The following is a 13,335-nucleotide window of genomic DNA, read 5'->3' as shown; positions in this document are numbered from 1 at the left end:
GCCCGTAGGTGGCGCTTTCGACTGCCGCCAAAATGAAATTTTGTTGATTCATATTGCTAATATCCAGGTTATGGAGACTCGCTTTGGCGTGGGGAAGCGGTGGAACACGTTCACCATTAAAAAACGGTAGCATCATCAAACCATTAGCACCGGGTTTACTCTGGTTCAATGTGTCATTAAAAGCCTGAATATCCATATTAAACAGCTTTTGAATGGTGGTTGTGGCTGAAGTCACATTCATCGTGCAAATCAATGGTAACCATCCATTATTAGAGGAACAGAAACCCGCGATCATTTCAGAATCAGCGACAATTGGTTTGTCAGAGTAAGTGAATAGGGTGCCAGAGGTGCCTAAACTCATGGTCGTGATACCTGGAATGATATTACCCGTTCCAATTGCAGCCATCATATTATCGCCCCCGCCAGACGCAACTTTGGTTGTCGGTGAAAGCCTTAATCTTCTTGCTATTTCAGGCTTTACTGTGCCAATACAGGTCTCAGCGGAAACCAATTCAGGTAATGCATTCCAAAGACGGCCATCTTGATCAATGAATTGGGCAATTTGGTTATCCCATTCGCGTTTACGAATATTCAATAATCCCGTTCCTGAAGCATCACCATATTCGGCAACTAATCTGCCTGTTAGCCAATAATTGAGATAATCATGAGGTAATAAAACGGCGTTCAGTTTTTCCCATAACTCAGGATGGTATTTTTTGAACCAAAGAATTTTAGATGCGGTATAACCTGTTTGCGGCATTAATCCGAGTTGTGCTAAAGCAGCTTGCGTACCACCGAGTGCATCAATAATTTCCTGATTTTCAGCCGTAGTTTCAGTGTCACACCAGAGTTTTACCGGCGCTAAAACATGACCTTCTGCATCCAGAGGAACAAAACCGTGCTGTTGGCCTGATACGGCAAGAGCGACAATTTCTGTACCAGAAATTCCTGCTTGCTTGATCGCCTGAGCAAAGGCATTTTCCAGTGCTTCTGTCCACCAGTGAACTTGCTGTTCACGACGGCCGTTTGAATCGCTAATTATTGGGTGAGGAGAGCTGCCTTCACCCAAAATATGCGCTTTTTGGCTATCGACAATAATGACTTTAGTACTTTGTGTACCGCAATCGATACCAGCATAGAGCGCCATGTGTTACTCCATTTCCAACATAATTTTGATATCTGTCGGACGACCCTCTGCGGCTCGTTCATACGCCTGAACGCTGTCTTTAAATTTATAGGTTGCGGATAATAGGGGGGTTACCTTGAGCTTGCCAGCGCTGAGTAAACGAATAGTACGAGGATACATATTTGCGTAGCGGAAGATTGTTTTGAATGTGATCTCTTTAGCTTGGGCAGAGACAATATCAAATGGCGCTGGATCAATAGGCATCCCGACCAGAACAGCTATTCCACCCGGTGCAATGTGCTCTGAAATAGTGGTAATGACGGGTTTTGCGCCACTACATTCAAATAGAATATTGACGCCATTACCATCGGTTAAGGTATTCACTTTCTCAGCAAGTACTTTGTTATTAACCGGGTGAAGACCTGGATACTGTTTTGCAATTTCTAGTTTTTCATCGAACACATCACAAATAATGACATCAGAACAACCACCGGCTAATGCAGCAAGTGCGGTAACAATTCCGATCGTGCCAGCACCAACAACTAATGCGATATCTCCAGGTTTAATTTCTGCTTTTGTGGCTGCTTGCATACCGATAGCTAATGGTTCAACCATTGCACCTTCGGCAAAACTGACATTATCAGGTAATTTGAACGTAAATGCTGCCGGGTGAATAACCCTTTCACGTAAGCAACCATCAATAGGGGGCGTCGCCCAGAAACAGATTTCTGGATCTAAGTTATAAATACCTGCCCGTGATTGTGGTGATTGCAGATTAGGAATTCCAGGTTCCATACAGACACGATCACCGATTTTTAAGTGAGTCACGTTTTTACCTACTGCTGTGATTACACCTGATGCTTCGTGCCCGAGGATCATCGGCTTTTCGACAACAAATGGCCCAATGCGCCCGTATTGATAATAATGCACATCGCTGCCGCAAATCCCCACTGAGTGAATTTTTATTTCAACATCATTTTCACCCAGTATTTCGGAGGCTTCCCAATCTTGAATTGAAATCTGACCTGCTTTTTCTAATACTAATGCCTTCATGATTTGCCCTCTTAATTTTGATGTTATTGATATCATTTATTTGAGGGGATATTAGATCGAAAATTATTATATTTATGTGATTTAAGTTAAGGTCTTATTAAATGGTGTATTTTATCGTCGATATTGAGAAAGGAACTGCCCACTTGATCACTATTTTGACATGTATATTGACAATATAATGATATCAATATTATGAGTATGAGCAAGCAACTGTATATTGAAAAAACAATAGCTTTTTTGGCAAAAGGTATATTCAACCGGTCGTGGATCAGCTCAAAAATATTTCTTAGATGGGCATTCAGGGCACCGCAATCAGCTCGGCTTTTTATTGGAAGTCGCCGTAGGCCTAATCGCTTATACGTTCCAACCTAAAAAAACCGAGCTTGAATTTACGGGATTATGATATCGCTATTCTTAAACGAAGTTGACGTTACCAATATATTTATTTCTATTTCAACATATTATATTGATATTACAAATTATCCAAGAAATTTAATTGTCCGTTTATCAGATTGGTTAGATAGTCCTGATTAATATCCTTATCTGATAATTCGTGTAATTGACTGGAGAATAAACGCCACGCTTTTTCTAGTTTACCCACTTCGTTAAGCATAGTGGTGCGTTCTGTATCGATTTGCATCACATCATTTAAACCAGAAAGCCTCAGCTCTGTTTCCTCTAATGTCGCTTTCAGTGCCTTAGATTCTTGCATGGTATGATCAATTTGCTCAGTGAGCTTCATTCTGGCATTTTCCAAATCGATGTATTTCAATCCTTCAGAAACCTTGCCCAATACTTTTTTTACTATCTCAATACTTTGTTTAATAATTTCTTTTTCAGGTTGAGCGAAATTCAGGCCATCGATATCATTGGTATTTGGGAGATAATCTTTAAACATATCCGCAATATTTTTTGCGCGAATAACATCCTGACTTTCGATAATTTTATTCCGTTCTGCATCTAAATTATTTCTTTCTTTGGTTTTCTGTTCAATATCACTCTGCAATTCTGCCTTTTGTTTTTTTGTTTTCGCCAACACATTTTTAAAACGCTCTGCAATCACTATATCGTTAATATCATTAATTTTTCCAGTCAGTTTGTTGATTCTGTCATCGAAATTAGCAATCACATTGTGAATATCTTTCGATAATTTCTGAATCAATTGATCGCGTCCTTTTAGTATGGCATTGCGATTCTCATCACTCAAATCATGAGCTTCCAGGGCTTTATCAATTTTACGGATTGATCGGAAAATATCTCCTGCTAAAAATTGACTTAATATTGGTGATAATTGTGATAAAGATTCACTTACCAATTCACTGAGTTCACGGCTATAGAACCTGATTCGCTCGGTTTTCTCTCCAATAGCTGTAATACCGGATGTTTGTCGTTCTGCCAAAAGCCAAATTTTATTTACAGTCTCATCCAAGGATTTGATATTAACTTTTGGATACTGGATTTCTTTTTGTGAGATGATACTCTCAGACATTTTTTAATATTCCTTTTTCACTTTATAAATTAATTTAAGAAATTATCTAGAGAGTTTTTTATATTCCGCCAATGCTTCATCAAAAATTTTAACCAATTTTTCAGCAGAACCTTGAACTTCTTTCCAGGGGCTAATAGCTTGCTTAAATGTTTCCTCAAACACTAAAAGCATCGATGCATTATCAATTTCAGCAAACGATTTTTTGGAGAGCTTAATTTGCATTAGCATTGTACTCCACATGAAATCCAAGTGTTTTAGGGCAACTTCTGCATCTTGCATACAGGTCTGAATACTAAGGCAGTGTAAGGATAAATTTTGGATTGCCGTTTGTAATGCACTTTTACCTTTAATTTTCTTTTGTAACTCTTTGACTTCCTCAATCAATTCATTTTTCCGTTTACGCGCATTTTCTGCTTTAGGACCAAAAATACCACCGGTAATCGCCCAGCCAATAAGACTAGCCGCGCCAGAAAATGACAATTCAACATATTTATTATAGTCTTTTTGGAGTTGCTCAATATCTTTTTTCTTCTCATTGATCTCATCTTGCAGCTCTTTGATAGTTGCAGAAAGATTATTATCATCCATCAGTTTTTGCTTGATATCAACCTGTGGCAGTAATCCATCAGCTTTTTTGCCATCTGATAAAGTTCCACCAAACAGTGTGATTTTAAAGTCGGTTATTGCATCTTTAACTCGCTGGCTATTCTCCTTATGTTCTTTTATATCTTTCTCCATGCTTTCTAGGATACTTTTCAATCCGACTGCTACTTTTTTATCAACATCGGTATAAGTTATTTTAAATAATTGCTCATTGGTTGGTTTGCGATTATTGTATGTGTTTTTTAATGTCTCTATACTATCTGTAATCGGCATTTTTTCAATGATTTTGATTATTGACTCTCCCTTTTGGGTAATTTGTTTTCCTGCATTTTCCAGATCGATACTCTGTCGTTGGACTTTATCTTCTACCTCACTCCAGCTAAGCGCATGGTTATGAATTTCTTCAAATAAAGTCTTAATATTTTCAGGTTTCAAACCATCAATATCAGTATCATTGTAATGAATATATTCCTTTACCGCCGGCAAAGTAAAAGGAAGTTCCAAGCCATTTTTAACATATAATTTGATATTAATGAGGTCTTCTTTAGTAAAGATTCCCGCTGAACGGGCTGCTCCTTGTGCTTGGCCGGTTAATATGTTTAAAGTAGCAGCAGGAACTTCTGATTCAGGTAATTTATTTTCTTCTAAAGATTGATTTAATAACATATTGTTATCCATTAGTGTTGATGATTTATCAAATTAAATTTAACTACATATTTAATGTTATGAAAACCTTTTTATTTAATTACAATTAAAATAGGTTTGCTTACATGGACTTTAATGACAAAAGTAAATATTTTCATCCAAAAATTTATTTTAGTTTATTTTTTTGTTTCTTTACAGAAAACATTTCTCAAACTGAAATTTGACTTTAATGAGATTAAAGTAAAAAAAATTTAATAATATGGTCATGTATTTAAAAGTTAGATTGCCTATCATCATAGCTGAATGCATTCCAATCATTTTCATTTGGTTAGGCATTTCATTCTGTACTGTGCATTATGATAGAGGTGTTAACCCTATTTTAATGAGTGCAGAATATACCGCCTAGCTGTGCGGAATTGGTTACCTTGCTACAGATTTAAAGGAAAAATGGGTAAATTGAATAAATTACAGTCATATTTATGACGTTAGTTGTGTAAAAATTTTTCAATAGATGAAACACAATTGTCGCTTCATTTATCGAGCAGATAGGGGAAATTTATCGCATGCGGCGGCATCATAATCAACCAGCTCTTGTACGGATGCAATCGGAGCAGATTGATCTACTTTACCACCTGCTTTGGTAAATGCTTCTGGTGGAATGGTTTCTGGCACGCGTTTAATCGTGACTTCTACGTCAGAGACTTTCTGCCACTGTGGATGCCAGCGCTTCAATATGACCGTACATGGAATAATAAAGCACAAGAATTTTAGTCATATTGCTTTCTCCTATAAGGTTAAAAAGTGGCTGCGAAGTTTACAATAACGGCAGCCTGTTATTTAAATTCATCAATATTATTGATGGAATAAGGTGGAATGACCTTATTTTGCAAGAAAGATTTTCTTAACCGATAGAGTAAGTGTAGTGGTGATTTTTCGGCTTGCAGCAATAGAAAAGACCTGTGGAGTATTATTCCAACAGGTCATATATACCCGTTATCTTTCAAGTTGCCTCTTTGTTGGCTGCACTCGCTCACCCCGGTCACATAGTTATCTATGCTCCCGGGGATTCACTCCCTTGCCGCCGCGATGCATCTTGAAATCCATAGGGTATAGATATTAAGGATTTGAATAAGTTAACTGTACAAACGTGTTCTACGTTTTTTTACAACTTGAAAACCGATAATTAAAACCATAAACCAGATAGGTGTGATGATTAATGCTTGGCGGGTATCATCCCGTAAAGTGAGTAATATCAGAACAAATGCAAAAAATGCCAGACAGACCCATGACATGATAATACCCAATGGCATTTTATAGGTTGAAGCCTTATGTAATGTTGGGCGACGTTTCCGGTAAACCAAATATGAGCACAGGATCATGCTCCAAATAAACATAAATAGAATGGCTGAAACGGTAGTGACTAGGGTAAATACATGCATAACATCAGGAATTAAATAAATCAGCACCACACCACAGGATAAACATAAACAGGTGAAGATTAACCCTGATGCAGGCACAGAACGGCGTGAAAGGCGGCTGAATTGCTGTGGCGCATCGCCTTCTTTTGCTAATCCAAATAGCATGCGACTGGTGGAGAAAACCCCACTGTTTGCTGAAGAGGCGGCGGAGGTTAATACCACAAAGTTCACGATACTGGCGGCAGCGGGTAAACCGATTAGAACAAACAGCTCAACAAAAGGACTTTTATCTGCAATGATTGAACGCCACGGTGTGACTGACATAATAATTATCAGCGCCAGTACGTAGAAGGTGATAATACGAATCGGGATGGCATTAATGGCTCTGGGCAGCGATTTCATTGGATCTTTAGTTTCTGCGGCCGCTGTGCCTACTAATTCAATGCCCACAAAGGCAAATATAGCTATCTGAAATCCGGCAAAAAATCCACTTAACCCTTTGGGAAAGAATCCACCATCATTCCATATATTTGCCAGTGAAGCGGTATGACCGGCTGGAGATTGAAAATGCATGCCAATCAGAACAGCGCCTGTCACGATTAAAGCGATAATGGCAACGATTTTTATCATAGCGAACCAGAATTCCATTTCCCCGAATAATTTCACTGTAGCCAGATTAAGGGAGAGCAGTAGTGAAACACAGAGTAGGGAAGTAAGCCATTGTGGAAAATCTGGTTGCCAATAGCTGATATAGGAAGTGATTGCGACTACATCGGCGATACCGGTAATGACCCAACAAAACCAATAAGTCCAGCCGACGAAAAAACCTGCCCAGGGCCCGAGCAAATCGGCGGAGAAATCACTGAATGATTTATAATTCAGGTTTGAAAGCAATAGTTCACCCATTGCGCGCATCACGAAGAACAGCATGAAACCGATAATCATATAAACGAATATGATCGATGGTCCGGCGAGAGAGATTGTTTTCCCTGATCCCATAAACAGACCCGTGCCGATGGCGCCGCCAATAGCGATAAGTTGTATATGCCGGTTGCTTAGATTACGTTGCAACTGCGTTTCCCCGGTTTTAGCGGAAAGTGAAGTGTGTATATTTTCTGCCATAGTATATAGTATCCAATATTTTCTTAGGTAAATTGTTACGGCTCTTTAAGTGGCCTTATATATGATGATGTTTGCGAAAAATATTGTGACACAGATTACTATAGTAATAACAGTCTGATCTCACTTTAAAAACAAATTGGTTGCAATTTAACTTGTCAATGCTGTTGGAATTGAATGTGAATTATTCTTTTAGAAAAAAATAGTCATAATATATTGACGACAGCTTTGTGTAGAGGAATAATTACTTGTATTGGGTTGTTAGCTCAGTCGGCAGAGCAGTTGACTCTTAATCAATTGGTCCGGGGTTCGAGTCCCCGACAACCCACCAAGTTAAGGCCAATCAAACGCGTTAATTATTGGCGGCTACTCATGGTTGATAAGCTTTCTTAAGCGAGGGTCAGGCTTTCTGGCATGCAGAATTGAGTTAAGATTATTTCGATAAATCACCAAGATTGTCAATTTTGTGGAATATTCAACCCCGGTGATGATACATTGCTCATTAATTAAATTAGAAACGATAGCCGACAGTTATATTAAAACCGTTAGTAGATAAGTGATCTTTCTCGTTTCCGTCTTTAATACTAAAACGGCTACCTTCATAACCGGCAGTAATTGAGGTGTTGGTAGTTGGGTTGATAATAAAACCCGCGCCCCAACCTAAAGTGTTTTTGCTTACTGCTTCCTTTTCAATATATCCACCACTATAGTGTGGAGAAGGTTTATAGTGGGTGGAAGATTCTGCATTAATCCTGGATAATCCCAGTTGACCATATAAGCTAATATAGTTATTAATCCTATAGGTTGGGCCCGCCATTAGGGAATAGTACTTAACATCACTTTTTGAGTGATAATCTTTTGTCGTCTCTTTATCATCTCCTTTAGCAAAGGTAAATGATGATAATAGCCCCCATTGGTCATCCAATTCGTATCGATAACTCAATATTGCGCCATTTAGCGCACTCGCATCTTGTGGTTTCACATAGGCGTATCCGATTGAAGCTGTATGTTGTTCTGCTTGAGCAGGTAAAGTTATCGCAGATACAGAAAAGATAACTCCACAGCTTAATAACAATTTTTGCATTTCATTACACTCTATATACTTCTAAAATAAACGACTTTATAACTCATTTAAACGATTTGCTTACTAGCAGTTGTGACAAGTATCATAACTTACACCATTAGTATATATTTTTTGATTAAATTTAGATGTTATTTTCAAATAATTACATTATTACTGACTTTTTAAGGATAGAAATAGTGATAAAGATATAAATAATAAAGCTAGTATTAAAATCATCATGTATTAAAGGTAGAACAGTATTTGAGACGGTGGTAAGCAATATTTTCCTAGAGCTAATATACCCCATGGATTTCAAGATGCATCGCGACGGCAAGGGAGCGAATCCCCGGGAGCATAGGTAACTATGTGACCGGGGTGAGTGAGTGCAGCCAACAAAGAGGCAACTTGAAAGATAACGGGTATAAATGATGGGATTGAAAGTACGGTAGAATCCGTTGTTAAATTCTGTGGCGACTAACTGTCGCCACTTAAAATAGAGCAGATTTGTTATATCCGTTAATGGTTGGCTATATTTTTATTTGTCTATAGTTGATTTTAGCCATTGGATAAAGGCATTGACTTTCTCATTCTGTTGTTGAGGAAGGGTACAGGTATAGTAATATTGTTGACATAATACTTCAGTGTTGGGAAAGGGGGCGATTAATTCATTGTTTTCAATTTTTTCCCAAATCATATTTTTTCTTCCCATTGCAACACCTGCATGGTGTATTGCAGCAACGGCAGCTAAGTCGGAACGATCAAAGACAATACACTTTTGTGATGGCTCCAGTGTCATGTCAAAGTGTTCTGCCCAAGTATTCCACTCTTTGGTATCAGAATCGTAGCTCCATGCTTGTTTATCATGCAATAGTGTGCAGTATCGTAAATTATCAATATTTCCCATTAGATTATGTTGTTCGGCATACTGCGGGCTACAGACCGGGGTAATATATTCACTCATCAGATATTGATGTGATAATTCGTTGGATATAATATCATCAAAATAGATCGCAAGATCGATACCATAACCGCGGAAATTCACATTTTCATTACCGACTAAGATGTTCAGGTTAATGGATGGATATAGCTGATTAAAATCAGCCAATTTAGGCACTAGCCAGCATTGAGTAAAGGTCGGACGGGAGTAAATAGTCAGGTTACCCGATAACTCCTGATTTTTTATTTCCAGAATTTCCTGATTTAGGTGTTCCAGCGTTGATTTAATTGTCCAAAATAAACGCTTGCCTTCACTAGTTAATTCAATTTTTCTGTGAAAACGTTGGAAAAGTTTGAATCCTAACTCTTGTTCCAGAGAACTGATTCGATGGCTGACCGCACTGGCAGTGATAGCTAATTCGTCAGCAGCCAAAACAAAAGAGCAGTGGCGAGCAGCTATCTCAAATGTATGCAGCTTTGATAACTGGCTTCCATTGAGTAATTTATTTACAACCATGAAATTATCATCTGTGTACATATTTATCGTGTTTCTAGTTCATCGACGACGGATAATACAACCGTATCATTAAGGCGGTATGTTTCAGATAGTTTTAGTGATTTAAATCGCAAATAAAGTGAAAATTTTGATCGGTATCACTGAATTGACTCAATTTGATTCATGCATGACTATGTATTAATCATTTGTCAAAAATTGAATATTCATATTCAATAATGAAAATTCGTGTGACGAACAGAGGCTAACTGTGGGGAATGATTAAGTGGATTCACAACCTTGGGTGATTGGTACGTTACTCACAAGTATTGTGTTAATTGTATTTACGATAATTAAATTAAAAATTCACCCTTTTCTTGCGTTATTATTAGCCAGTTTTTATGTCGGTGCCTTAATGGGAATGAACCCTGTTGAAATGGTGAGCGCCATTCAAGGGGGAATCGGGGATACGTTAGGTTTTTTGGCCGTAGTGATTGGTCTGGGGACCATTCTTGGTAAGATGATGGAGATATCCGGCGCGGCAGAGCGTATTGGTATCACATTGCAAAAATGCCGATGGCTGTCACCCGATATCATTATGGTACTAATTGGTCTGGTTTGTGGTATTACGCTGTTTGTCGAAGTAGGGGTGGTATTGTTAATTCCATTGGCATTTTCTATTGCCAGGAAAACCAATACGTCACTGCTGAAATTAGCGATCCCGTTATGTACAGCGTTGATGGCGGTTCACTGTATTGTTCCTCCACACCCGGCTGCATTATTTGTGACGAATAAACTGGGTGCAGATATTGGTTCGGTGATTGTTTATGGGCTGATTGTTGGCCTGTGTGCAGCTTTGGTGGGTGGTCCATTATTTCAGAAACTTCTCGGTAGCCGTCTGCCTTTTAAATCGGTTCCGGCAGAATTTTCTGAAATTGCAGTTCGTAAAGAAGAGAATTTACCCTCTTTAGGCATGACATTGTTTACTGTGTTATTACCAATTGGGTTAATGTTGGTTAAAACGGTTACTGAATTAAATATGGAAAAAGGCACCACGTTTTATATGGTGCTGGAATTTATTGGTAATCCTATTACAGCTATGTTCATTGCCGCGTTTGTTGCCTATTACACCTTGGGCATCAAGCAAAGTATGGGAATGAGTATGCTGTTGACGAAAACAGAAGATTGTTTCTCTTCTATCGCCAATATTTTATTAATTATCGGCGCGGGCGGAGCATTTAATAGTATTTTAAAAGTCAGTGGCCTTAGTGAATCGTTGGCTGTTATTTTGTCGAGTCTGGATATGCACCCAATTCTTTTGTCTTGGTTGGTTGCCATTATTTTGCATGCGGCGGTTGGTTCTGCAACAGTCGCAATGATGGGAGCAACAGCGATTGTTTCGCCTATGTTGCCGTTATATCCAGATATTAGTCCTGAAATCATTACATTGGCTATTGGTTCCGGTGCTATCGGCTGTACTATTGTGACTGATTCACTGTTTTGGTTGGTTAAGCAATATTGTGGGACAACGCTCAGTGAAACTTTTAAGTACTATACAACCGCAACACTTATTGCGTCTGTGGTTGCGTTGATTGGGACGTTTCTTCTTTCTACCATTGTGTAATGGAAAGAAGCAACAGCTCAGTTTGAAAAATAAGAATAAGAAGTGCGAAGTGTCAATACCAGGGAAGCCTATAAAATAGGCAGCTTTTATAGCTAAAATAATAAACAAAATAAACATTAACGTAGTAATCGAAATAAGGGGAAGATAAAAAATAAATAAAATATGATGTGCTGATATTGGTAAGAAGTTGTAGTAAACATAACATATTGAATATAATAAAATTCTAATAATCGAAAAAGCAACAGTTGTTTTTATATACCCTATGGATTTCAAGATGCATCGTGACGGCAAGGGAGCGATCCCCGGGAGCATAGATAACTATGTGACCGGGGGGAGCGAGTGTAGCCAACAAAGAGGCAACTTGAAAGATAACGGGTATATACCAGGGAAACACTCATCTTGGGTTAATACATATATGAAAAGTACTGAAATTCAACAATTACTAAATGAACATCCGTTAGTAAAAAATTTGATGGAATTAGAGGAAATCTTCTGGCTTAACCCTTGTAATACCACCTTGAAAGAGGGATTGCCTTTTGTCGGTTTGGGCGCTGATGATGTTGAGGATGCTGAAGCACGCTTGGATCGTTTTGCGTCTTATTTATGTAAAGCTTTTCCGGAAACAGCCGTCACACATGGCATTATTGAATCAGAAATAGTGGCTATACCTACGATGCAAAAAACACTGGAGCAACATTATGGTGTGGGTATCACCGGGAGAATTTTGCTTAAAAAAGACAGCCACTTGCCCATTTCCGGTTCGATTAAAGCCCGTGGTGGAATTTATGAAGTGTTAACTCACGCGGAAAAATTGGCATTACAGGCGGGGTTGCTTTCTGAAAACGATGATTACAGCAAACTGTTTTCAGAAGAGTTTAGACAGTTCTTTAATCAATACAGCATTGCTGTAGGTTCTACCGGCAATTTGGGGCTATCCATTGGTATTGTCAGTGCAAAACTGGGCTTTAATGTCAGTGTGCATATGTCTGCCGATGCTCGTGAATGGAAAAAGCAGAAGCTACGTTCACATGGGGTCAATGTCGTAGAACATGAACAAGATTATGGGGTAGCCGTAGCCAGAGGGCGTAAAGAAGCCGAATCTGATCCTAACTGTTTCTTTATTGATGACGAAAACTCCCAAACGTTGTTTCTGGGATATTCTGTCGCAGGTGGACGGGTAAAGGCGCAGTTTGAGCAGATGAATATTGTGGTTGATGAAGATCACCCACTATTCGTTTATTTGCCGTGTGGTGTCGGTGGCGGTCCTGGTGGTGTTGCATTTGGATTGAAACTGGCTTTTGGTGATCATGTGCACTGCATTTTTGCTGAGCCGACCCATTCTCCCAGTATGTTGTTGGGGGTATATACTGGTTTGCATGACAATATTTGCGTGCAGGATATCGGAATCGACAATATCACTGCTGCTGATGGTCTTGCGGTAGGCAGGGCTTCTGGCTTTGTTGGGCGCGCGATGGAACGTTTGCTGGATGGGTTTTATACTGTTCAAGATCAGGAAATGTATAATCTGTTGGGCTTACTGAATCGTGATGAGGGTATCCGGTTAGAGCCTTCGGCGTTAGTTGGGATGGCGGGTCCTGCCCGTGTGAGTGGAAACCGTGATTATCTGAATAATAAGAACCTTTCAGCAGAAAAGATGAAACAGGCTACGCATTTGGTTTGGGCAACCGGTGGTGGTATGGTGCCCGATGATGAAATGACAAAGTACTTGGCGACAGCCAAAATCTAATTGGTATCTTTCACAGGGG

The 13,335-nt window shown here is 39.0% G+C and carries 9 protein-coding genes, 1 tRNA gene and 2 pseudogenes; 4 read left to right on the top strand and 8 right to left on the bottom strand.

Features of this window, described 5'->3' with window-relative positions:
• Positions 1-1,147, bottom strand: a 1,147-nt coding sequence (gene xylB, locus LG003_RS15045; RefSeq protein WP_262981076.1) for a xylulokinase, incomplete at its 3' end; no start/stop codon positions are given.
• Positions 1,148-1,150: 3 nt separating this feature from the next.
• On the bottom strand, positions 1,151-2,179 hold the full coding sequence (locus LG003_RS15040; RefSeq protein WP_262981075.1) for an NAD(P)-dependent alcohol dehydrogenase: 1,029 nt from the start codon (positions 2,177-2,179) through the stop codon (positions 1,151-1,153).
• Positions 2,180-2,421: 242 nt separating this feature from the next.
• Here LG003_RS15040 and LG003_RS23635 point away from each other — a divergent pair.
• Positions 2,422-2,607: pseudogene (locus LG003_RS23635) on the top strand (IS982 family transposase); the annotation flags it as partial.
• Positions 2,608-2,651: 44 nt separating this feature from the next.
• On the opposite strand, the gene LG003_RS15035 reads toward LG003_RS23635, so the two are convergent.
• The 4 genes and pseudogenes from LG003_RS15035 to cycA form a co-directional block, all read right to left on the bottom strand.
• Positions 2,652-3,668, bottom strand: a complete 1,017-nt coding sequence (locus LG003_RS15035) for an alpha-xenorhabdolysin family binary toxin subunit B (protein ID WP_262981074.1) — start codon at positions 3,666-3,668, stop codon at positions 2,652-2,654.
• Between the two features lie 42 nt (positions 3,669-3,710).
• On the bottom strand, positions 3,711-4,937 hold the full coding sequence (locus LG003_RS15030) for an alpha-xenorhabdolysin family binary toxin subunit A (RefSeq protein WP_315903391.1): 1,227 nt from the start codon (positions 4,935-4,937) through the stop codon (positions 3,711-3,713).
• Between the two features lie 552 nt (positions 4,938-5,489).
• A pseudogene (locus LG003_RS15025) lies at positions 5,490-5,691 on the bottom strand (NAD(P)H:quinone oxidoreductase); the annotation flags it as partial.
• A gap of 358 nt (positions 5,692-6,049) precedes the next feature.
• On the bottom strand, positions 6,050-7,456 hold the full coding sequence (cycA, locus tag LG003_RS15020; RefSeq protein WP_262981072.1) for a D-serine/D-alanine/glycine transporter: 1,407 nt from the start codon (positions 7,454-7,456) through the stop codon (positions 6,050-6,052).
• A gap of 252 nt (positions 7,457-7,708) precedes the next feature.
• Between cycA and LG003_RS15015 the strand changes: the two genes are divergently transcribed.
• Positions 7,709-7,784: transfer RNA gene (locus LG003_RS15015), tRNA-Lys, on the top strand.
• Between the two features lie 180 nt (positions 7,785-7,964).
• Here the strand turns inward: LG003_RS15015 and LG003_RS15010 are convergent.
• Positions 7,965-8,537 carry an Ail/Lom family outer membrane beta-barrel protein gene (locus tag LG003_RS15010; RefSeq protein WP_112876902.1) on the bottom strand — a complete coding sequence of 191 codons (573 nt, stop codon included), beginning with the start codon at positions 8,535-8,537 and terminating at the stop codon, positions 7,965-7,967.
• A gap of 514 nt (positions 8,538-9,051) precedes the next feature.
• Positions 9,052-9,990: a DNA-binding transcriptional regulator DsdC gene (gene dsdC / locus LG003_RS15005; protein ID WP_112876903.1), complete on the bottom strand. Its 939-nt coding sequence runs from the start codon at positions 9,988-9,990 to the stop codon at positions 9,052-9,054.
• A gap of 241 nt (positions 9,991-10,231) precedes the next feature.
• Here dsdC and dsdX point away from each other — a divergent pair, with 241 nt between their 5' ends.
• Both dsdX and LG003_RS14995 read left to right on the top strand, forming a co-directional pair.
• Entirely contained in the window at positions 10,232-11,569 is a 1,338-nt protein-coding gene (dsdX, locus tag LG003_RS15000) for a D-serine transporter DsdX (RefSeq protein WP_262981071.1), read from the top strand.
• 415 nt (positions 11,570-11,984) lie between these two features.
• On the top strand, positions 11,985-13,316 hold the full coding sequence (locus LG003_RS14995) for a D-serine ammonia-lyase (RefSeq protein WP_262981070.1): 1,332 nt from the start codon (positions 11,985-11,987) through the stop codon (positions 13,314-13,316).
• Positions 13,317-13,335: the final 19 nt, after the last annotated feature.

Source organism: Photorhabdus kleinii, assembly GCF_025384885.1.
Taxonomy (GTDB): Bacteria; Pseudomonadota; Gammaproteobacteria; order Enterobacterales; family Enterobacteriaceae; genus Photorhabdus; species Photorhabdus kayaii.
Note: the sequence above shows the minus strand (reverse complement) of the source record. Positions and strands in the feature narration are given on the sequence as shown.

Excerpts from the sequence above, each read along its gene's own strand:
- LG003_RS15035 (WP_262981074.1), bottom strand. The coding sequence starts at position 3,668 with ATGTCTGAGAGTATCATCTCACAAAAAGAAATCCAGTATCCAAAAGTT.
- dsdC (WP_112876903.1), bottom strand. The coding sequence starts at position 9,990 with ATGTACACAGATGATAATTTCATGGTTGTAAATAAATTACTCAATGGA.
- LG003_RS15010 (WP_112876902.1), bottom strand. The coding sequence starts at position 8,537 with ATGCAAAAATTGTTATTAAGCTGTGGAGTTATCTTTTCTGTATCTGCG.
- cycA (WP_262981072.1), bottom strand. The coding sequence starts at position 7,456 with ATGGCAGAAAATATACACACTTCACTTTCCGCTAAAACCGGGGAAACG.
- LG003_RS15040 (WP_262981075.1), bottom strand. The coding sequence starts at position 2,179 with ATGAAGGCATTAGTATTAGAAAAAGCAGGTCAGATTTCAATTCAAGAT.
- LG003_RS14995 (WP_262981070.1), top strand. The coding sequence starts at position 11,985 with ATGAAAAGTACTGAAATTCAACAATTACTAAATGAACATCCGTTAGTA.
- LG003_RS15030 (WP_315903391.1), bottom strand. The coding sequence starts at position 4,937 with ATGTTATTAAATCAATCTTTAGAAGAAAATAAATTACCTGAATCAGAA.